We start from the raw sequence: 21,530 nt of genomic DNA, 5'->3' as shown, positions 1-21,530 counted from the left end.
GCACGGTCGCGCCCCCCGGCCGTGATCATGCAGCCCCCCGGCCGTGGTCATGCAGCCCCCCGGCCGTGATCATGCGACTCCCCGGCCGCGGCCCGCCCAGGGGGTCAGCCGCAGGGGGACGCGGGGGCGTCGGGCTCCTCGCCGGTCGCCTCGCCGGTCGCCGCGCCGTCCGCTCCGCCGGTCCCGCCGGACGCGGCACCCGCGCCGGCGCTCCCCCCGTCGCCGCCCTCGCCCGCGCCCCCCGCGCCGCCCGCGCCGGCCGGCGGGGCGGCGGGCAGGGCCTGCACGTCCTCGGCGGGAGCGGGCTCCTCCCCGAGCGCCTCGAGGGCGAGCTCGTGGATGCGCTCGAAGTCGGGGTCGGCGGGGGTGATGAGCGGCGGGGCGAGGGTGACGCTGCGCAGGCTGCTGCCGCTGGCGCGGCTGCGCAGGGCGAGCTCGACGAGGTCGGGCAGGGCGCTGCGCGGCAGGTCGGTGGCCACGAGCTCCTTGGCGGAGTCCGCGACCTCGCGGAAGCGCCGCACGACGGTCACCGGGTCGGCCTGACCGGCCAGGGCGGAGAGCACGCAGCGCTGGCGGCCCATCCGGGCGTAGTCGCTGGAGCCCTCGCGGGAGCGGGCGTACCAGAGCGCGTGGTAGCCGTCGAGCACCTGCTCGCCGGGCTCGATCCACCCCGTGACCGGGGACGTGCCGCCGCCGATCGGCACCCGCTCCTGGACGTCGATGCGCAGGCCGCCGAGCGCGTCGACCATGCTGCGGAAGCCCTTGAGGTCCACGACGGCGTAGTAGTGCACCGGCAGGCCGAGCACGCCGGCCACGGCGTCCTTGGTGGCCTCGGCACCGGGGTCGCGGGCGTCGGGGTAGAGGTCGGGGTGCTCGGAGCCGTACGTGTAGACGGCGTTGAGCAGGTCGTCGAAGCCGTCGGGGAACTCCGCGTCCATCGGGCTGCCGTCGCGGAAGCGCGCGTGCTGCAGGTTGCGGGGCAGCGACACCATCGTCGCCTCGCCGGAGGCGGTGTCGACGCTGACGAGGGTGAGGCTGTCCGGGCGCAGGCCCACCCGGGACTCCCCGGCGTCGCCGCCCATGAGCAGGACGTTCATCCGCCCGTCGTCGGTGACGACGTCGCCCTCGGCGAACACGCTCGTCACGAGGTCGAGCTGGATGCCGGTGGAGCGCGCGCCGTACACGAGCGGGCCCGCGCCCACCACGAGCATCACGGCCGTGAGCCCGGCGACGCCGCGGCGGGCGCCGCGCGGGAGCGCCACGGGCCGGCCGAGGCGCAGCGCGTCGAGCAGCAGCACGGCCCAGCCGGCGGCGACGACGACGAGCACGGCGCGCAGCGACTCCAGGGCCCACGGGCGCACGGCGAGGCTGAGGACGGTGTCGCGCAGCACGAGGGCGCCGAGCCCGAGCAGGGCGGCCACGGCGAGCAGCGCGACCCAGCAGCGCAGGGCGGCGCGCCCGAGCCGGCGGGCGGCCGGGCCGCCCCGCACCGCCTGCGCGCTGCCGGGCGCGAGCGCGGACATGACGAGCAGCGCGACGGCGCGGCGCACGCGCAGGGCCGCCGGCTCGTCGAGCGGCAGGGCGCTGGCGCCGCGGGGCCGGGGTCCGCGCCCGCCGGCGCGTCCCCCCGCCGCGGGCGGCTCCTGCCGCTGGACGGGTCGGCGGTCCCTCCTCGGGAGGTCGCCGGCGCGGTGCCGCGCCGGGGGTGGCAGGGGTCGGTCCATGCCGGCCAGTCTCGCGGCGGCCCCCGCCGCAGCGGCGGTGCCGCGCCGGGCGTGGCGCGACCCACTGCCCGCGCACCGCGGGGTCCGCGCGGTCGGGCGCTGCGGCGGCTACGTTGGCCGGATGGGTGACTGGCCGACCGGCTGGACGCGCGGTGACAGACCGCGTACGCAGGGCAGCAGCGCTGCGGGCTCGCGCGGCCTGCCCCCCGAGCTCGACCCGCGCCGCCCGGCCCTGCCGCCGGAGCTGGACCCGCGCGGCGGGCGCCCCCGGCGCGCCGCCCCGGCGGGGCCGGCGCGCACGGGCGCCGAGCGCGCCGCGGAGGCGTACGGGCCCCAGGGCCGCCCGGGCGGCGGCGGCCCGGAGCGCGCCCGCGGCACCGCGACCGCTCCCCCGGCACCGCCGGGCGCCCGCCCCGGGACCGCGGGGTCCGGCGGCTCACCGGGGCGGCGGCGCCGGCGGCTGCGCCCGGGGCGCGTCCTGCTCGTCCTGCTGCTCGTCGTGGTGCTGGCCTACGGCGGGCTGGCGCTGTGGGCGAACGGCCGGCTGCGGCACGAGGACGCGCTGTCGGGCCGCGCGGGCACCGCCGGGACCACCTGGCTCGTCGTCGGGTCGGACAGCCGCGAGGGGTTGACCCGGGAGGAGCAGAACGCGCTGAGCACCGGGCGGACCGAGGGCCGGCGCACCGACACGATCATGCTGCTGCACGTGCCCGACGGCGGCCGGCCGACGCTCGTGAGCCTCCCGCGCGACAGCTGGGTCGACGTGCCGGGGCAGGGCGAGGCCAAGCTCAACGCGGCCTTCGCGCTCGGGGGCTCGCCGCTGCTCGTCGAGACCGTCGAGCAGGCGACCGGGCTCACGGTGGACCACGTGGTGGAGATCGGCTTCGGCGGCGTCGTGGACGTCGTCGACGCGGTGGGCGGGGTCGAGGTCTGCGTGCCCGACCCGATCCAGGACGAGCGCAGCGGGCTCGACCTGCCCGCGGGGTGCCAGGAGCTCGACGGGGGCACGTCGCTCTCGTACGTCCGCGCCCGGTACTTCGACCCGACCGGCGACCTCGGGCGGATCCGGCGCCAGCAGCAGTTCGTCGGCGCGCTGGTGTCCGAGGTGTTCAGCCCCGGGACGCTGCTCAACCCCGTCCGCCAGGTGCGCCTCGTCGCCGCCGGCACCGACGCGGTGACCGTCGACGAGGACACCGGCGTCGTCGACCTGACCGGTCTCGCCCGCGCGTTCCGCGCCGTCAGCGGCGGCGACGGCGGCCTGACGACCGTGCCGGTCGCCGACCCGGACTACCGGGTCGGGGGCCAGTCCGCGGTGCTGTGGGACGACGAGGCCGCCGCGCAGCTCTTCGCCGACCTCGAGGCCGGGCGCAGCCCGGAGCCGGTGGGCTGACCCGGGGCGGGACGCGGGAGGAGGTGCGGCACGTGGCGGACGTCGTGGTCACCGCGATGCCGTTCACCGGGCACGTGGTGCCCGTGCTGCAGGCGGCCGGGGCGCTCGTCGCGGCGGGGCACCGGGTGCGCGCGTACGTCGGGTCGGCGTTCGCCGAGCGCGCGCGTGCCGCCGGCGCCGAGCCGGTGCGGTGGGAGCGGGCGCCGGACTACGACGAGCGCGACCTGCGCGCCACGTTCCCGCGGACGGGCCGCGGCGGGCCGAGGGGCCTGCTGGCCAACCTGGAGCACGTCTTCGTCCGCACGGGCGACGCGCAGGCCCGGGACCTGCTCGCCCTGTGGGACCGGCGGCCGTGGGACGTCCTCGTCGCCGACGGCCTGGCGCTCGGCGGCGGGCTGGCGTCCGAGCGGCTCGGGGCCCCCTGGGCGTCCCTCACCGTCGTGCCGCTCGCGCTGCCCAGCCGCGACCTCCCCCCGCCGGGGCTGCCGCTGGCCGCCGGCCGCGGCCGCCTCGGGCGGGCCCGGGACGCGCTGCTGCGCGGCGCGGCCACCGCGGCGACGAGGCCGGTGCGCCGGGCCCTGCGCGAGACGCGGGCCGCCCTCGGGCTGGACCCCGGCGCGGTCCGCCTCGACGACCAGTGGGTGTCGCCGCACCTCGCGCTCGCCCTCGGCGTGCCGGCGCTCGAGGAGCCGCGCAGCGACCTGCCGCAGCAGGTGCACCTCGTAGGGGCCTTCCCGCCGGCCGGCGGGGACCGCCCGCTGCCCGACGGCTGGGAGGAGGTGCTGGCCGGACCGCGACCCGTCGTCCACGTGACCCAGGGGACGTTCGGCACCGACCCGGAGGACCTGCTGCGCCCGGCGCTCGAGGCGCTGGGGCAGCGCGACGTCACCGTGGTCGCGACCACCGGGGTCGAGGGGCGGGACCGGCTGCCGTTCCCGGTGCCCCCGGGCACCCTCGTCGCCGACCGGCTGCCGTACGGACGGCTGCTCCCGCGCTGCGACGCCGTGGTCACCAACGGGGGGTGGGGCGGGGTGCTCGCGTCGCTGCACCACGCCCTGCCCCTCGTGGTCGCCGGGGCCGACCTGGACAAGCCGGCCGTCGCGGCCCGGGTGGCGCGCGCCGGGGCCGGCGTGGACCTGCGCACGGGCAGGCCGTCCGCCGAGGCGGTCGGTCGCGCGGTCGACCGGGTGCTCGCTCCGCGGAGCGCCCACCGCGACGGCGCCCGGCGGGTCGCGGCGCAGCTCGCCGCGCACGACACCGCGGCCGAGGTGGTCGCGCTCGTCGGGCGCCTGCTCGCGGGCGGCGGGCCGGTGCTGCGCGCCGGCGACCCCTGGGGCCGTTGACGGCCGGGCTCAGGCCGGGGTCAGCAGGTCCGTGGTGCGGGCGGCCTCGTCGAGCGCCTCGTCCCACGCGCGCATCGGCGCCAGCCCGGCGCGCGCCCACCCCTCGTGCCCGAGCACCGAGTAGGCCGGGCGCGGCGCGGGGCGCACGAACGCCTCCGAGGTGGTCGTGCGCACCCGCTCCGGGTCGGCCCCGAGCAGCGCGAAGACCCGCTGGGCCAGCCCGTGCCACGTGGTCTCGCCCGAGGCGGTGGCGTGGTACGTCCCCGCGGGCGCGTCGGCGTCCACCATCGCCACGACCCGCTCGGCGAGGTCGCGGGTCCAGGTCGGCTGCCCGCGCTGGTCGTCGACGACGTCGAGCGTCTCGCGCTGGCCCTGCAGGCGCGCCATCGTCCGCGGGAAGCTCGCGCCGTGGGCGCCGTAGAGCCAGGCGGTGCGCACGACGTAGTGCCCGTCGGGGAGCTCGGCCCGCACGGCCCACTCCCCCGCGGCCTTGGTCCGCCCGTACGCCGAGCGCGGCGCGACCGGCGCGTCCTCGGCGTAGGGCGTGGTCGCGTCGCCGGCGAAGACGTAGTCGGTCGAGGGCTGCACGAGCCGGGCGCCGGCCCGCGCGCACGCGCGGGCGAGCAGCGCCGGCCCGACGGCGTTCGCGGCGAAGGCCGCGGGCTCGGCGGCCTCCGCGTCGTCGACCGCCGTCCACGCCGCGCAGTTGACGACCACGTCGTGCCCCTCGACGGCCGCCTCGACGGCCGCGGGGTCGGTGACGTCGAGGTCGGCGCGGGTGAGCGCGGTGACCTCGCGGCCGGCGAGCGCGGCCTGCAGGTCGCGCCCGAGCATGCCGCCGGCGCCGGTGACGAGCCAGCGCCGGGCGGCGGGGTCGCGGCGCAGGGCGCTCATCGGGCGAGCGCCGCGCGCTGCTTGAGCGGCTCCCACCAGGCCCGGTTGTCGCGGTACCACTGCACGGTGTCGGCCAGGCCCTGCGCGAACGGGACCCGGGGGGCGTACCCGAGCTCGTCGGAGATCTTGGTGATGTCGACGGAGTAGCGCAGGTCGTGCCCCTTGCGGTCCTCGACCCGGCGCACCCGGTCCCAGCCCGCGCCGCACGCCTCGAGCAGCAGGCCGGTGAGCTCCTTGTTGGTGAGCTCGGTGCCGCCCCCGATGTTGTAGACCTCGCCGGAGCGCCCGCCCTCGAGGACGAGCTGGATGCCGCGGCAGTGGTCGTCGACGTGCAGCCAGTCGCGGACGTTGAGGCCCTCGCCGTACAGCGGGACGTCGAGCCCGTCGACGAGGTTCGTGACGAAGAGGGGGATGACCTTCTCGGGGAACTGGTACGGGCCGTAGTTGTTCGAGCAGCGGGTGACCCGCACGTCGAGCCCGTGGGTGCGCGCGTACGCCCGGGCGATGAGGTCGCTGCCGGCCTTGGACGCGGAGTACGGCGAGTTCGGCTCGAGCGGCTGCTCCTCGGTCCAGGAGCCCTCGGGGATCGAGCCGTACACCTCGTCGGTCGAGACGTGCACGAAGCGGCCCACGCCCGCGCGCAGCGCCGCGTCGAGGAGGTTCTGCGTGCCGACGACGTTGGTCATGACGAAGTCGGCCGCGCCGAGGATGGACCGGTCGACGTGGGACTCCGCGGCGAAGTGCACGACGGCGTCGGTGCCCTGCATGAGCTCGGGCACCAGCACCGGGTCGAGGATGTCGCCCTCGACGAACCGCAGCCGCGGGCTCTCGCGCACCGGGTCGAGGTTGGCGAGGTTGCCGGCGTACGTCAGCTTGTCGAGGACGACGACCTCCGCGTCGGCCATCGCCGGGTAGCCGCCGGACACGAGGGTGCGCACGTAGTGGGAGCCGATGAACCCGGCCCCGCCCGTGACGAGGATCCGCATGGGGTGCTGCCTCCGCTAGCTGTCGTTGCGTGATCGGACGATGAGGTCGGCCAGCAGCGCCATGGAGCCGATGATCAGCCCGCAGAGGACGAGGAGGACCGTGTTGACCGGGAAGTAGAACGGGTGCCGCGGGAAGTCCCAGACCACGCCCTTGACCAGCCCCAGGCCGAGCAGGCCCAGCGCCACCGGCATGAGCACCTTGAGCGGGTTGAAGTACATCACCATGCGCAGCACCTGCAGGACGTAGCGGTACGCGTCCTTGACGAAGTGGAACTTCGAGGTGCCCGAGCGCTTGGCGTAGGCGATGGGGACGTACTTGATGTCGTGCTGGTTCGACAGGAAGGACAGCGTGATCGTCGTGACGCAGGAGAACCCGGGCGGCAGCAGGCGCAGGTAGGGCAGCGCCACCTCGCGCCGGAACGCGCGCAGGCCCGAGTTGAGGTCGGGGATGCGGGTGTTGGTGAGCCGCTCGGCGATCTTGCGCACGACCCACTTGGCCGGCACCCGGAGCACCTTGTGGGTGCCCTCCTCGGTGAGGCGCGCGCCGACGACCTGGTCGTACGTGGGGTCCTCGCGCAGCACCTGGACGAGCTCGGGGATCCGCTCGTTGGGGTACGTCATGTCGGCGTCGGTCCACACGACGACGTCGCCGCGGGCCCGCTGGGTGCCGATGCGCCGGGCCGTGCCCGAGCCGCCGTTGCGCCGGAAGGCGACGACCTGCATGCGTGGGAAGCGCACCTGCGCCTCCTCCAGCAGGACCAGCGTCTTGTCGGTGGAGGCGTCGTCGATGGCCAGGAGCTCGTACGTCAGCCCGCTCGCGTCGAGCGCGCCGGTGATCCGCTCGAGCTCGGCCACCACGTGGTCCTGCTCGTTGTAGCAGGGCAGCACGACGGTCACGTCGAGCGCCCCGTCGGGCGCGGGCGCTGACGGTCGGCTCATCGGGCCGGATGGTACCGGAGGTGCACGTCACCACGGCTGCGGCGCATGGTCCGCCGCGCGTCGGCCACACTGGAGGGATGCTCGACGGTACCCGGACCGCCCCGCACGACGGCCCGGCCACCGCCGCCGCCGCTCCCGCCCGGGCGTTCCGCCCCGACGTGGAGGGGCTGCGCGCCGTGGCCGTGGGCCTCGTCGTGCTGTTCCACGCCGGCGTGGCGGCGCTGCCCGGCGGCTTCGTCGGCGTGGACGTGTTCTTCGTGCTGTCGGGCTTCCTCATCACCGGCCTGCTCGTCGAGGAGCTGGCCCGCACCGGGACCATCTCGATCCGCGGCTTCTACGCGCGCCGGGTGCGCCGGCTGCTGCCCCTCGCCGTGCTCGTGCTGGCGGTGACCGCGCTGGTCAGCTGGGCGGTCGTCCCGCCCGTCGACCACCCGCGGGTGGGCGGCGACGTCCTCGCCGCGGCGCTCTACGCGGCGAACTGGCGCTTCGCGGGCACCTCGACCGAGTACATGGGCGCCGACGTCGACAAGAGCCCGGTCCTGCACTTCTGGTCCCTCGGGGTCGAGGAGCAGTTCTACGTCGTCTGGCCGCTGCTCCTGCTGCTCGCCACCGGCGCGCTGCTGGTGCGCCGGCGGCGCGCCCGGGGCCCGCTCCCCCGCGCTGCGGTGGTCCGCCGCGCCGCCGTGGCGCTGGCCCTCGTCGGCGGCGCCTCGTTCGCGGCCTCGGTGGTCCTCAGCCCCACGACCGGCGGCTGGGCCTACTACGGCCTGCACACCCGCGCCTGGGAGCTCGCCGTCGGCGGCGGGCTGGCCCTCGCCCTCGCGGCGCCCGGCCCGCTGTCGCGCCTGCCGCGCCCGGCGGCGGTGCTGCTCGGCTGGGCCGGGGTGGCCGCGGTCGTCGCGTCCGCCGTGCTCATCGACGGCAGCACCGCCTTCCCCGGCAGCGCCGCCCTCGGGCCCGTCCTCGGCACGGCGGCGCTCGTGGCGGCCGGCGCGGGGGTGGGCGGCGCCGCGGTCCGGGGCAGCGCCTCGCGGGTGCTCTCCCACCCGGTGCCCCGCTACGTCGGGCGCATCTCCTACGCCTGGTACCTGTGGCACTGGCCGTTCCTCGTGCTCGGGCGCCAGCTCGGCACCGAGCGCGGCTGGGACCCCGCCCTCGTCGTCGTGGCCGCGGTGGTGCTCTCCTTCGCCGCCTCGGCGCTCAGCAACGTCCTCGTCGAGGAGCCGGCCCGGCGCTCGCGGTGGCTGTCGCTGCGCCCGGTGCGCAGCCTCGCCGCCGGGGCCCTGCTCACCGCGGCGGGCGTCGCCGCCGCGCTCGTCCTCGGTCCGGCCCGCGGCCCGGTCGAGGTGCCGGACCAGCTCGCCGAGCAGGTCCCGCAGGTGCAGGGCGACGTCGAGGCCCCCGCGCAGGCGCCGGCGGTGCCGGTGCTCACACCGGAGCAGGCCCGCGCCGACACCGAGCGGCCGCCGGACTGCTTCGTCTCCTACAGCGGCACCCGCCCGCCGGCCGAGTGCGTCTTCGGCGACCCCGAGGGCACCGTCGACGTGGCGATGATCGGCGACAGCCACGCCATGCACTGGTACCCGGCGCTCGACGCCCTGGCCCGCGAGCGCGGCTGGCGCCTGCACATGTGGGCGAAGACCGCGTGCCCCAGCATCGACGTGCGCGTGTGGGTCGACAAGTACGCGACGGAGTACGACGCCTGCGGCGTCTGGCGCGAGGGCGTGTTGCAGCAGCTCGAGCAGGGCCCGCGGATGGACCTGCTCCTCGTGGCCCGCTCCATGGGCTACGTGCGGGCCACCCTCGGCGAGGGCGACGAGGTGCTGCCGGGGGACGCGGTCGGCGCGGCCTGGCAGGAGGCGGCCGAGCGCACGCTGCCGCGCCTCGGCGCGGTCGCCGACCGGGTCCTCGTGGTGCGCGACAACCCCTGGGCCCCCGAGGACGTGCCGACCTGCCTCTCCGCGCGCGACCCGGCGGACTGGGAGGGCTGCTCCTTCGACCGCGAGACCGGCACCTACCTCGACGAGGACCTCGCGGTCGCCGAGCGCACCGCGGCCCGGCGCACGGGCGCGCCGCTCGGCTTCCTCGACATGACCGACGTGCTGTGCCCGGGCGCGCGCTGCCCGGTCGTGGCCGACAACGGCGTGATCATGTACGTCGACAACAGCCACTTCACCGACACCTTCAGCCGGTCCCTCACGACCGAGCTGGGGCGCCGCATCGACCTGGCCCTGCGCAACGACCCCCTCCCCGCGGGCGGGGAGGGGGCCGGTGGCTGAGCCGCGCGGGCGTCAGCTGCGGTAGACGCCGGTGCTGGTGCGCCCGTAGTAGCGGGCCTTCCAGTACGTCGGGTCCAGCGCGGCGCAGGAGCCGGTGCCGCGGAACCCCGGGTCGGGCCGCACGGCCGTGACCCCGCTGACGCCGACCTTGCCGTACGGGTCGCGCAGCGCCATGCTCGCCCGCGCCACGTAGTTGTCGGCGACCTTGTTGCCCGTGCCCGACACCATGAGCGCGTAGATGCCGGTGGTGCGCCGGTCGGCGGTGGTGAACGGCTCGGTCGAGCCGTAGAGCAGGTTGCCGACGACGACGTTGCCGCGCACGTCGTGGCTCAGCAGGACCTGGCGCCCGCCCTGGGCGATGGTGTTCTGCTCGACCTTCACGCCCCAGGGGCCGGGCGCACCGGGCAGCCCGCCGTCGCCGAGCTTGATGCCCGCGCCGTTCTGGTGGTTGTAGATCGTGTTCTTCGAGATCGTGCCGCCGGAGCCGGGGGCGCCGCGGAACTTCACGTAGATGTTGTGGTCGGTCTTCCAGCGCTCGCTGCGCCCGGCGTCGTGCACGCAGTTCTGCGAGAAGACGAAGCCGCGCGGGTAGCCGCCCCCGCCGTCGATGGCGACGTTCGCGTAGGCGTCGGTGTTCCTCGCGCCGAAGAACTCGCTCGAGGTGACCCGCCAGCCCGTGCCGCCGGTCATGTGCAGCGCGGGGCCGTTGGGGGCGGTGGCCTCGACGCGCAGCCGGTGCAGCGTCCAGTGGTCGGCGTCGGTGAGGTTGAGCCCGCCGCGCAGCAGCGGCGGGCGGCGCCAGTCCTGCGCCTTGACGACGATCGGGGCGCTGGCGAGGCCGCGGGCGACCTTGAGCCAGAGGTAGCCGATCTCGTACGTGCCCGGGGCGAGCTGGAGCGTGTCGCCGGGGCGCAGCGCCTCGACGGCGTCGCGGAACTCGACCCGCACGTGCGGACCGGGGGCGAGCGTGATCGTGCGCGGCGCCGCGGACGCGGGCGCCGCCGCGCCCAGCAGCGGCGCGGCGAGGGCGACGACCGCGGCGAGCACGCCGAGCAGGGTGGCGAGGGGTGAGCGGGCGGGGGTCCGGCCGCGCGCGGGCGCGGCAGGGGTGCGGACCTCGGACAGCGGCATGGGGGTCTGCCTCTCGGTGCATCGGATAGCGTGCGTCACTGGTGCATCGGCAGCGTCGGGCCACCTCCTTGAGCCCCTCCGCCGTGCACCAGCGCACGTAGACCCCCCCACGAGCACAGGACGTGACATGCCTCCCGCTGCCAGCTCGCTGCCCCGACGCGCCGTGAGCGCCCTGCGCCTCGCGGCCCGCCTGTCGAGGGACGAGCAGCTCCGGCGCGGGGTGCAGCACTACGCCCGCAAGGGCAGCTGGCCGGGGCAGATCATGCCGTCCCGGGAGGAGCCGAAGGTTTCGTCCGTGCAAAGGGATGCTCCGCGAGCCCCCAGGTACGGCGCCGAGCTCGTCAAGGGCCAGCACGTGCTGCGCGGCGTGCGCGCGACGGGGACGTCGCCCTCGGTGACGCTCGTGCTGCCCGAGGTCGACACGGCGCGGATCTACGCGGGGGTCAAGACCGCCATCACCGCGGCCGGGCACGTGGCCGCCGCCCTCGGCCGCCCGCTGCGCGTCGTGCCGCTCGTCGAGCCGGCCGCCGGCAGCTCGGCCGAGCAGCTCGGGGCCTGGCTGCGCACCAACGTCCAGGACGGCGACGCCCTCGCGGCGCGGGTCTCCCTCGTCGCGGCCGGTCGGCTCGCCGAGGACCCGCCGCACCCCGAGGACGTCTGGGTGCCGACGTACTGGACCACGGCCCTCGCCGTCGCCGACGGCGTGCACACCGGCCTCGTCGACCGGCAGCGCGTCGTCTACCTCGTCCAGGACTTCGAGCCCGCGTTCAACCCCTGGGGCGACCGGTACGCGCTCGCCGCGAGCACGTACCGCCAGGGCTTCGCCCACCTCGTCAACTCGCAGCCGCTGTCGCGCTACCTGGCCGCGCAGCTCGAGCAGCCCGTCGACGAGCGGCACGTCTTCGCCCCCGACGTCGACCTCGAGCCCGTACGGGCCGCCGCCGCCGCCTGGCGCCCGGGCGACCCGGCCGCGCCGCGGGTCCTCTTCTACGCCCGCCCCCGGCACCCGCGGAACCTCTACCGGATCGGCCTGGAGGCGCTGCGCATCTGGGTCGACCGCCTCGCCCGCGACGGGGTGCGCCCGCAGGTCGTCGCCGCCGGCGACGACGTCGAGCCGGTCGACCTCGGCAACGGCCTGCTCCTGCAGGGCGTCGGCAAGGTGTCGCTGCAGGAGTACTACGCGATGCTCTCGCGGGTCGACGTCGGCCTCGCGCTCATGCACAGCCCGCACCCCAGCCACCTGCCGCTGGAGCTCGCCGGCGCGGGCGTGCCCACGGTGACCAACACCCTCGGCTCGTACCGCAGCGCCTGGCAGCCCGGCCTCGTCCTCGCCGACCCCGAGCCCCGCGCCCTCGCCGACGGCCTCGCCGAGGCCTGGCGCCGCGCCGCCGGCCTCGAGCGGCACGAGCCCGCCGACCCCCAGGGCCTCGGCCGCCCCCTCCCCGACGCCGTGCGCGACCTCCTGCGCGACCGGGGCCTCCTCGGCGCCTGACCGCTCCCCCGGCCGTGATCATGCAACCGCCCGGCCGTGATCATGCAACCGCCCGGCCGGTGATCATGCAGCTCCGGCGCTACGGACGGCCTGCAGCTCGACCGGGTCGCGCGCGGCCGCGGTCCGCGCACGACCCGCCGCCGGGGTACCGCATGATCACGGCCGAACTATCGCATGATCACGGCCGGGGCGGCGCATGATCGCGGCCGGGGTGGCGGGGGTCAGCCGCGCAGCTCGCGGACCCGGTCGAGCAGGGTGCGGGCGCGGGCGTCGAAGGTGTGCTCGCGGCGGACCCGGGCGGCGGTGGCGCGGCGGGCGGCCTCGTCGGGGAAGGTCTCCTCGAAGGGGCGGGTGAGCAGGCCGCGCAGCTCCTCCTGGTCGCGGTAGCCGCGGACCGAGCCGGCGAACAGCTCGATGCCGGCGACGGCGTCGGACACCACGCGGGCCCCGGCGGCGGTGGCGTCGAAGAGCCGGTTGGACAGGAAGCCGTGCTCGCGCATGTCCTCCCAGTGGTCGTTGAGCACCACGCCGGCCGAGGCGTAGAGCCGGCCGAGCTCGGCGTTGTCCACGCGGGTCCCCGCGACGAGCGACGGGTCGACGAACTGCTCCCAGCGGGTGCCGTACACGGTGGGCCGGGCGCCCACCTCGACGGCGTCGCGGACGATCTCGCGGTAGACGTTGCGCGAGTTCCCGACGAAGAGCACCCGCGGGCCCTGCCCCAGCGGCTCGCCCTCCGGCGGCGGGGCGAAGCGGGCGCTGTCGGTGCACTGCAGGAGCGGCTCGACCGCGACGCCGTACGCGCTGCGGGCGCGCTGCGCCCACGGCACGCTCGCGGCGAAGGCGGCGTCGGCCTCGCGCAGCTCGGCGGGGGTCACGTCCTCGGGGTGGCTGATGACCCACAGCAGGTTGGTGCGCCCCGGCTGCGCCTCCACCGGCCACAGGCCGCGGATGACGAGCACGACGTCGTCGAGGTACGAGGTGGGCCGCACCGCCGCCTCGCGCAGGTCGACGACGACCTCCTGGTCGAGGCGGCGCAGGGCCGCGGCCAGCGAGCGGGCGAAGTAGAGGTCGCCCCAGTCGTCGCGCGAGCGGACCGGCTGGGCGATCTTGAGCGACCAGCGGAGCCGGCCCGGCGCGCGCTCGCCGCTGCGCACGAGGACGGGCACGAGCGGGGTGCGCCGGCGCCCGGTCGGCTCGTAGTGGGCGGGCGTGAGGCCCGACGCGGTGTAGAGCGCGGTGCCGGCGAGCTCGGTGGCGGACCAGCGCTCGCGCCAGGTGCGCAGGCTCCGGTCGCCGGCGTGCACCGGCGCGTCGACGGCGGGCGCCACGACCGCGGCCCCGGCGCCGGCCACGCGCAGGGCGCCGCCCGCGTGCTCGGCGAGGCGCAGGCCGAGGTCGGGCCCCTCGAAGCCGTTGGTGTAGATCGGGTCGAGGCCGCGGGCCGCGACGAGGTCCGCGGTGCGCACCGCGAGGGCGGTGCCGTGCAGCAGCGGCACGTCGTGCGCGGGCCGGGCGTCGTCGAGGGCGAGCCCGTGCCGCAGGGGCACCGGCAGGTCCAGCCCGCCGGGCACCTCGGCGCCCGCCGCGTGCACCGCGCCGTCCTGGTCCAGCGCGACCAGCTCGACGGCCCGCGCGCCGCTGTCCGCCAGCTCCTCCACGAGGGCGCCGACGCCGTCGCCGAGCACCTGCACGGGCCCGTCGAGCAGCACGACGACCGACCCCTGGGCCCCGGCCGCGGCGACGTTCGACGCCAGGGCGCGGCGCACGTCGACCGGGGACCGGCGGAACGAGACCCGCCGGTCGCGCAGGGCCATCGCCGCGTACAGCAGGGTGGTGGCGGCGGAGGTCTGGTTGCCCACCACGGCCACCTCGACGGGGTGCCCGCCGGTGGCGGTGAGCACGCTCTCGACGCTCAGGTCCGCCTGGCGCCAGTCGTCGCCCACGGGGACGACGACGGTCGTGAGCGCCGCGACCCGCTCGACGGCCGCGGCGGCGTCCCAGTCGACGAGCCGGCCGTTCTTCACGACCTCGCCCCAGGCGCTGCCCTCGGAGACCGTGATGCGGTCGGCGTCCTCGTCGCGGGCGTTGTAGACGGCGCCGACGACGGGGACGAGCGGCAGCGCGGTGACCTGCGCGAGGCGCAGCACGAGGTCGTAGTCCACGGCCCGGCGCAGGCTCGTGTCGAAGCCGCCGACCTCGTCGAGCAGCGCGCGCTCCACGACGAGGACGTTGAGGTCGATGTGGTTGATGACCTCGAGCTCGGGCCGCCCGCCCTGCATCGCGCGGTAGGCGGTGGCCCCGCTCGCGTGCATCTCGAGGACCGCGTGCCCGGCACGGTGCCCGCCCGCCGCGAGGGCACCGACCATCGTCCGCAGGAAGTGCGGGGTCCACGCGTTGTCGGAGTCGAGCCAGGCGACCCACCGCCCGCGGGCGTGCTCGGCGCCGACGTTGCGCGCCCGGCTGACGCCCACGTGCTCCGAGCGCACCAGGCGCACCCGCGGGTCCTGCTCGGCGGCCCGGGCCACGACCTCGGGCGTGCCGTCGGTCGAGCCGTCGTCGACCACGAGGAGCTCCCAGGCCCCGAGCGTCTGCTCCTGCACGGAGGCGATCGCCCGGCCCACGAGCCGCTCGCGGTTCCACACCGGCATGACGACGCTCACGAGCGGCGCGCCGTCCCCGTCCTCGGCGCCGGGCAGCGGCGCCGCGGCGTGCTCGGCGACGAGCGCGGCCTCGCGCTCGCGGTCGAACCGGTCGGTGCGCCGGGGGCGGGTGCGCAGCGCCTCCTGCTCGACCCAGGTGCGCGCGGTCGCGTGCAGCAGCTCGCGCGCCTCGCCCCACGTGACGAGCGGGGTGGGCGCCTGCGGGTCGAGCGGCAGCGCGGGCAGCGGCGAGGCGTCGTCGGCGCGCTCGAGGAAGTGCCCGAGCGGGCCGTGCCGGTGCTCCAGCGCCTCGGGGTGCTGCTCGAGGTACGTCGCCGCGTGGAACAGCGTGTGGGTGGAGCGGTAGCGCGCCGAGCGCACGCGCAGGTAGCGCAGCAGCGGGTCGGCGGCGGGGCCGAGGGACGGGTCCCCGGCGCGCTTGCGGTCGACGTAGTGCGGCCAGAAGAGGGGGTGGGGCGTCAGCCCGTCGAACCTCCCCCGCGTGAGGTAGTGCCGCACCAGGGCCTCGCGCCCGCCCTCGACGCGGGGCGCCTGCCAGGCGTACCACGCGTCGTCGAAGAGGGGCGAGGTGAGCACGCGGTCCACGGCCCGGCGGAGCTCGACCTCCTGCTCCCTGCCCACGAGCGGGGCGATGCCGTGGACGATGCGGCGGAGGGGACGGCGCACGGGTCTCCTGGTCTCGGCGACCGCGGTGCGGGGCCGGGTCGGGCGGGTCGGGCGGGCCGGCCGGCGCGGGCGGGTCGGTCACCCCGGTCGGCAGCGCACCACCCTAGCGAGGGGCCCCGGGCCCGGCTCCCGCCGCACGGGCGGCGCGGGCCGCCAGCGCCGCGTCGAGGAGCACCCGCGCGCGGGCGTCGAAGGAGTGCTCCCGCCCGAGCCGGCGCCCGGCCTCGGCCCGCTCCGCGTCGTCCGGGAAGGCGGCGCGGTCGGCCACGAGGGCCCGCAGCCGCTCCGGCTCGCGCTCGGGGTCGACGGGCACGACGAGCCCGCCGAACACCTCGGTCCCCTCCACCTCGTCGGTGACCACCCGCGCGCCGGACGCCGCGGCGTCGAAGAGGCGGTTGGACAGGAAGCCCTCGCGGCGCATGTCGGGCCAGTGGTCGTTGAGGACGACGCCGCTGGAGCGGTAGAGCCCGGCGAGGCGGTCGTTGGCGACGTGCCCCGAGCGCACCCTGCCGGGCGGCAGGAACCGGTCCCAGCCCGCGCCGTGCACGGCGACGTCGACGCCGGCGTCGACGAGCGCCTGCACGACGGGGCGCCGCACGCCGCGGGAGTTGCCGACGAAGAGGACGCTGTCGCCCGTGCCGGGGCTGCCGGCGCCGGGGTGGAAGCGCGCCGGGTCGGTGGCCTGAAGCAGCACCCCGACCTCCCGGCCGGCCCGCTCCCCGGCGCGGCGCGCCCAGCCGGCGCTGGCGGCGAAGACGGCGTCGTGCTCGCGCAGCTCGTCGTCCTCGACGAGGTCGGGGTGGCTGATGACCCACAGCAGCGACACGCCGTCGACCGGGGGCCGGACCCGGGTCAGCCCGCGCAGGACGAGCACCACGTCGTCGAGGTACGCGCTCGGGCGCTCGGCCGCGTGCCGCCCGTCGACGACGACCTGCTGGCCGAGCCGCTCCAGGGCCGCGCCGAGCGAGCGGGCGAAGTGCACGTCACCCCACCGCCGGGACGCGGGACCGGCCGGTGCGCCGGTCTTCACCGCCCAGCGCAGCCGGGCCGGGTCGCGCTCCGCGTGCGCGTGCACCGGCTCCGGCCCGCCGTCGGCGCCCCGGCGGTGCCCGACCACCCGCAGGCCGGCCCGGGCGGCGGCGGTGCCCGCGCGCACCGCGCCGGCGCCGGCCCGCGCGGGCGGGGGCGCCTCCGGGCGCCCGGGGGGCGCCCCCGCGCCCGGCACGGGCGCCGCGGGGTCCTCGGCCGGCGGCTCGGCCCGGGTCACGAGCGCGGCGGGCTCCAGGACGACCGCGCCGGGGTCGGCCGCCGCGAGGCCCGTGGTCAGCGCCACCGCGGCGGCGTCGAGGTCGAGGTGCAGCGGGTCGACGCCGTCCGGCGGCACGAGGTCGCCGGCGCGCAGCGCGAGGCCGCTCGCACCGGCCGCGGCGAGCGGCGCGGAGCCGGCCCGGGTCGCGTCGTCGGGGGGCAGGCCGCGCAGCGCCGGCGCGAGGGCACCCCCGGGCAGCGCCTCGAGCCCGGCCGCGGCCACCGTGCCGTCGGGGCCGAGCACGACGGGCGCCGCGGCCCGGGCGGGGCCGCCCGCGCCGAGGCGCTCGCGCAGCGCGGTCGCCCAGCCGTGGTGGGGGCGGTCGCCCGGTGCGAGCAGCGCGACCGTCGCCCCCGCGGTGCCCGCGAGCGCGTGCGCCACGGCGAGGCCGGGCGTCATCGGCACCGACCAGGGCAGCACCCGCACCCGCGGCGAGAGGGCCGCGAGCGCCCGGGTCGCCATCGCCGGGCCGCGGCGCGAGCCGGCGTCGACCACCACGACCTCGACCTCGCCGGGGCGGGCGGCGGCGTCGAGGGCCGCCTCGACGCTCGCGTGCACGGCCCGCGGCTCGTCGCGGGCGGGGACGACCGCGCTGAGCACGCCGGGGTCGCGCCCCGCGAGCCCGGCGCGCAGGGCGTCGGCGTCCACGAGGTGCCGGCGGCGGACCACGGCGGACCACGTGGGCAGCTCGGTGCGGGTCAGGCGGGCCGCGCCCTGCCCCTCCCCCGCCTCGTAGTCCGCCCCGACGACCGGCACGTGGACGATGCGGGCGCGCCGGGCCAGGTGGAGCACCAGGTCGTAGTCCACGGCGCGGCGCAGCGACGTGTCGAAGCCGCCGACCTCCTCGACGAGGGCGCGCTCGGCGACGAGCACGTTGAGGTCGACGTGGTTCTGGGCGAGGAGGTGGTCCAGCCCCGCGTCGAGGGCGCGGTACGTGGTGCGCCCGCCGTCGTGCTGGGCCAGGTCGTCGTACGCCGCCCGCGCGCCCGTCGCCACCAGCGCGGCGAGGCAGGCCCGCAGGTGCTCGGGGCGCCAGGCGTTGTCCGAGTCGAGCCAGGCGACCCAGGTGCCGCGGCACAGCGCCAGCCCGGCGTTCCGGGCGGCCCCGACCCCGCCGGCGGCGCGGCGCACGACGCGGACCCGCCCGTCGCCGGCGGCCGCCCGCCCGGCCGCGTGCGCCGAGCCGTCGGTCGACCCGTCGTCGACGACGACCAGCTCCCAGTCGCGCAGGGTCTGGGCGAGCACCGACGCGACGGCCGCCCCGACCGTCCCGGCGCGGTCGCGGACCGGCATGACCACGCTGACCAGGGGACGGCCGGGCTCGGCGGGGGGCAGCGGGGCCGCGGCGAGGGCGGCCAGGGCGCGGCGCTCGGCCGCGTGGTCGTACGCGGCGGACACCCGCGGCGCCCGCCGCACCGCCTCGAGCGCCCGGTGCTCGGCGAGCAGGGCGGCGAGGCGCTCGCGCGCCGCCGCCCAGGTGATCTCGGCGCGCTCGCCGCCGAGGGCGGGGGTCGGGAGCGGGGTGCCGGGGCCGGCCGCCGCGAGCCAGTGCCCCAGCGGGCCGTCGGGGTGCGCGGTCGCCGACGGGTGCTCCTGCACCCACCGGACCGTGTCGAAGAACGGGTGCGGCGAGCGCAGGGTCCGGGCCCTGCGGTACGCGGTCACGGGGTCGCGCCGCCGCGACGCGCCGGGCCGCGGGTCCCACCACTGCGGCTCGAGCAGCGGGTGCGGCGCGTGCCCCGCGTGGCGGCCGCGGGCCAGCCAGTGCGCGGCGGCGGCGGCGCGGGTGGGCAGGCGCAGGCCGGACTGCGCGGCGTACCACCCCTCGTCGAAGAGGAGGCTGCCGACGACCTCGGGCACCGCGAGGGACGTGCGCGCCACGAGCCGGGCGGCGGCGGGCACCCTCGCGACGCCCACCACGGCGAACCCCCTCAGCGCTCCGCGCGGGCCCCTCGGGCGCCGCTCGCCGGGCAGTCTAGGAGGCCGGGCCCGGCCCGCGGGGCGGCCCGCCGGGGCGCGCGGTGCGACGGGTCGCGGCGGCCCGCGTGCGAGGATGGGCGTCCCGCGGGGCGCCGCACGGCGGCCCGTGGCAGCCCGACCTGCCCGCACGCCGAACGGCGCGCGGGCACCCTCGCGACGCCCACCACGGCGAACCCCCTCAGCGCTCCGCGCGGGCCCCTCGGGCGCCGCTCGCCGGGCAGTCTAGGAGGCCGCGCCCGGCCCGCCGGGCGGCCCGCCGGGGCGCGCGGTGCGACGGGTCGCGGCGGCCCGCGTGCGAGGATGGGCGTCCCGCGGGGCGCCGCACGGCGGCCCGTGGCAGCCCGACCTGCCCGCACGCCGAACGGCGCGCGGGCACCCTCGCGACGCCCACCACGGCGAACCCCCTCAGCGCTCCGCGCGGGCCCCTCGGGCGCCGCTCGCCGGGCAGTCTAGGAGGCCGCGCCCGGCCCGCCGGGCGGCCCGCCGGGGCGCGCGGTGCGACGGGTCGCGGCGGCCCGCGTGCGAGGATGGGCGTCCCGCGGGGCGCCGCACGGCGGCTCGTGGCAGCCCGACCTGCCCGCACGCCGAACGGCGCCCGACCCGCCCTGGAGGTGCACGTGCCCTACGACGTGCTGGTCGTCGGGCTCGGCTACGTGGGCCTGCCGCTGGCCCGCCAGGCGGTGCGCGAGGGCCTGGCCGTGGCCGGCGTCGACGTGTCGCCGGCGGTGGTCGAGGGCCTGGCGGCGGGCCGCTCCCACGTCGACGACCTGTCCGACGACGACGTGCGCGCCATGCTCGACGCCGGCTTCGCCGTGGGGACCGACCACGCCGTCGCCGCGGAGGCCTCGACGGTCGTGGTCTGCGTGCCGACCCCGCTGTCCGACGACGGCGGGCCCGACCTCGGGGCGGTGGTCGCCGCGGCCGACGCGGTCGCCGCGGCCGTGCGCCCCGGCACGCTCGTCGTGCTCGAGTCGACGACCTACCCCGGCACGACGGACGAGGTGCTGCGCCCGCGCCTGGAGGCCGCGGGCCTGCGGGTCGGCGTCGACGTGCACCTCGCCTTCTCCCCCGAGCGCATCGACCCCGGCAACCCGACGTGGGGCTTCCACAACACCCCGAAGGTCGTGGGCGGGGCGACGCCGGCGTGCACCGAGCGCGCCGCCGCCTTCTACGGCCGGCTCGTCGAGCAGGTCGTCGTCGCCAAGGGCCTGCGCGAGGCCGAGATGTCCAAGCTGCTGGAGAACACGTACCGGCACGTCAACATCGCGCTCGTCAACGAGATGGCGCGCTTCTGCGACGAGCTGGGCATCGACCTCTGGGACGTCATCCGGTGCGCGAGCACCAAGCCCTTCGGCTTCCAGGCGTTCCGCCCAGGCCCCGGCGTCGGCGGGCACTGCATCCCCATCGACCCCAACTACCTCTCGTACGCCGTCCGCTCGCGCCTGGGCTACGCGTTCCGGCTCGTCGAGCTGGCGCAGGAGGTCAACGACGCCATGCCGTCGTACGTCGTGCGCCGCGCCCAGGACCTGCTCAACGTCGACGGCAAGGCGGTCAACGGCGCGCGGGTGCTGCTGCTCGGCGTGACGTACAAGGCCGACATCGCCGACGAGCGCGAGTCCCCCGCCCAGCCCGTGGGCCGCCTGCTCGCCGGGCTCGGCGCGGACCTGCGCTTCCACGACCCGTACGTCCCGCGCTGGCGGGTCGCCGGGCGCGAGCTGCGGCGCGAGGACGACCTCGACGCGGCGGTGGCCGCCGCCGACCTCGTCGTGCTGCTGCAGGCGCACCGCGCGTACGACCTGCCGGCGCTCGCCCGCGGGGCGCGCCGGCTGCTCGACACGCGGGGCCGGGTCCCCGAGGAGGAGGGGGTGGTGCGGCTGTGAGCCCGCAGCGCGTCCCGCCGGCGCAGGTCGCGCGCGAGGCGGGCCTGCCGCGGCTGGGCGGGCGCCCTCCGCTCGGCCGCTACCTGGCCCAGGCGTGGGACCGGCGGCACTTCGCCTGGGAGCTCGCCCGGGCGCGGTTCCGCTCCTCCACCGAGCAGGACCGCCTCGGCATCGCCTGGGTCGTGATCCGCCCGCTCATCAACGCCGTGGTCTACGGCTTCGTCTTCGTGCTGCTGCTGCGCAGCGACACCCGCCCGGAGGGCTTCGTGCCCTTCCTCGTGGCGGGCGTCTTCATCTTCGCCTACTGGTCGGGCAGCCTCAGCGACGGCGCGAAGGCCATCAGCGGCAGCATGGGGCTGGTCCGCACGCTGCACTTCCCGCGCGTCCTGCTGCCCGTGGCGACGGTCATCGAGCAGGCGCTCGCGCTGGGGCCGATGGTCGTGGTGCTGGCGGTGACCTACGCCGCCTCGGGCGAGCCCCCGCGCCCGGAGTGGCTGCTGCTCGTGCCCGCGCTGCTGCTCATGACCGCGTTCAACCTCGGCGTCGCGCTCATCGCCGCCCGGCTGACGATCCACGTCCGCGACATCGCCCAGCTGCTGCCGTTCGTGTCGCGGCTGTTCTTCTACCTCAGCGGGATCTTCTACTCCGTCGAGCTCACGGTCGAGGACGGCCCGCTCAAGACGGTCATGCAGTCCAACCCCGTGCACATCTTCATCACGCTGGTGCGCGACGCGTTCTCCGACGCCGAGGCGACCCCGTCCTGGATGTGGCCGGCGGGCGCGGCGTGGGCGGTGGTGACGCTGCTCGTGGGGCTGGTCTTCTTCTGGCAGGCGGAGGAGCGCTACGCGCGTGAGTGA

General features: G+C 77.8%; 13 protein-coding genes. 6 read left to right on the top strand and 7 right to left on the bottom strand.

The window, feature by feature from the left end; translation table 11 throughout:
• Positions 1-104: 104 nt before the first annotated feature.
• On the bottom strand, positions 105-1,724 hold the full coding sequence (locus tag D5H78_RS11900; protein ID WP_119950713.1) for an LCP family protein: 1,620 nt from the start codon (positions 1,722-1,724) through the stop codon (positions 105-107).
• 121 nt (positions 1,725-1,845) lie between these two features.
• Between D5H78_RS11900 and D5H78_RS11895 the strand changes: the two genes are divergently transcribed.
• Positions 1,846-3,114 carry an LCP family protein gene (locus tag D5H78_RS11895; RefSeq protein WP_119950712.1) on the top strand — a complete coding sequence of 423 codons (1,269 nt, stop codon included), beginning with the start codon at positions 1,846-1,848 and terminating at the stop codon, positions 3,112-3,114.
• A 32-nt stretch (positions 3,115-3,146) separates the two neighbouring features.
• The gene (locus D5H78_RS11890; RefSeq protein ID WP_119950711.1) at positions 3,147-4,457 is read left to right on the top strand and encodes a glycosyltransferase; all 1,311 of its coding nucleotides are present in this window, start codon (positions 3,147-3,149) and stop codon (positions 4,455-4,457) included.
• Between the two features lie 9 nt (positions 4,458-4,466).
• Here D5H78_RS11890 and rfbD read toward each other — a convergent pair whose 3' ends face one another.
• Genes rfbD through D5H78_RS11875 form a run of 3 tightly spaced genes read right to left on the bottom strand, consistent with a single transcriptional unit; the run spans position 4,467 to position 7,276 of the window.
• Positions 4,467-5,351 (bottom strand): dTDP-4-dehydrorhamnose reductase, encoded by an 885-nt coding sequence (rfbD, locus tag D5H78_RS11885; RefSeq protein WP_119950710.1) that lies wholly within the window; start codon positions 5,349-5,351, stop codon positions 4,467-4,469.
• Positions 5,348-6,337: a dTDP-glucose 4,6-dehydratase gene (gene rfbB, locus D5H78_RS11880; protein WP_119950709.1), complete on the bottom strand. Its 990-nt coding sequence runs from the start codon at positions 6,335-6,337 to the stop codon at positions 5,348-5,350. The genes rfbD and rfbB overlap by 4 nt, the downstream gene beginning before the upstream one ends.
• 15 nt (positions 6,338-6,352) lie before the next feature.
• Positions 6,353-7,276, bottom strand: a complete 924-nt coding sequence (locus D5H78_RS11875) for a glycosyltransferase family 2 protein (protein ID WP_119950708.1) — start codon at positions 7,274-7,276, stop codon at positions 6,353-6,355.
• A gap of 77 nt (positions 7,277-7,353) precedes the next feature.
• Here D5H78_RS11875 and D5H78_RS11870 point away from each other — a divergent pair, with 77 nt between their 5' ends.
• A complete protein-coding gene (locus D5H78_RS11870) occupies positions 7,354-9,555 on the top strand; it encodes an acyltransferase family protein (RefSeq protein ID WP_165865714.1) in 2,202 nt (733 codons plus the stop codon).
• 12 nt (positions 9,556-9,567) lie between these two features.
• On the opposite strand, the gene D5H78_RS11865 is transcribed toward D5H78_RS11870, so the two are convergent.
• On the bottom strand, positions 9,568-10,686 hold the full coding sequence (locus D5H78_RS11865) for a right-handed parallel beta-helix repeat-containing protein (RefSeq protein ID WP_119950706.1): 1,119 nt from the start codon (positions 10,684-10,686) through the stop codon (positions 9,568-9,570).
• A 163-nt stretch (positions 10,687-10,849) separates the two neighbouring features.
• On the opposite strand from D5H78_RS11865, the gene D5H78_RS11860 reads away from it, so the two are divergent.
• Positions 10,850-12,178: a rhamnosyltransferase WsaF family glycosyltransferase gene (locus D5H78_RS11860; protein WP_119950705.1), complete on the top strand. Its 1,329-nt coding sequence runs from the start codon at positions 10,850-10,852 to the stop codon at positions 12,176-12,178.
• A gap of 221 nt (positions 12,179-12,399) precedes the next feature.
• On the opposite strand, the gene D5H78_RS11855 is transcribed toward D5H78_RS11860, so the two are convergent.
• Entirely contained in the window at positions 12,400-15,504 is a 3,105-nt protein-coding gene (locus D5H78_RS11855) for a glycosyltransferase (RefSeq protein ID WP_119950704.1), read from the bottom strand.
• 103 nt (positions 15,505-15,607) lie between these two features.
• Positions 15,608-18,730, bottom strand: coding sequence for a glycosyltransferase family 2 protein (locus D5H78_RS11850; protein ID WP_133412049.1), 3,123 nt, complete (start codon positions 18,728-18,730; stop codon positions 15,608-15,610).
• 680 nt (positions 18,731-19,410) lie between these two features.
• Between D5H78_RS11850 and D5H78_RS11845 the strand changes: the two genes are divergently transcribed.
• Positions 19,411-20,673: a nucleotide sugar dehydrogenase gene (locus D5H78_RS11845; protein ID WP_119950852.1), complete on the top strand. Its 1,263-nt coding sequence runs from the start codon at positions 19,411-19,413 to the stop codon at positions 20,671-20,673.
• Entirely contained in the window at positions 20,670-21,530 is an 861-nt protein-coding gene (locus D5H78_RS11840; RefSeq protein ID WP_119950702.1) for an ABC transporter permease, read from the top strand. The genes D5H78_RS11845 and D5H78_RS11840 overlap by 4 nt, the downstream gene beginning before the upstream one ends.

It is taken from the genome of Vallicoccus soli (assembly GCF_003594885.1).
Classification (GTDB): domain Bacteria; phylum Actinomycetota; class Actinomycetes; order Motilibacterales; family Motilibacteraceae; genus Vallicoccus; species Vallicoccus soli.
The sequence above is the reverse complement of the archived record's forward strand: the minus strand, read 5'-3'. Positions and strand labels throughout refer to the sequence as shown.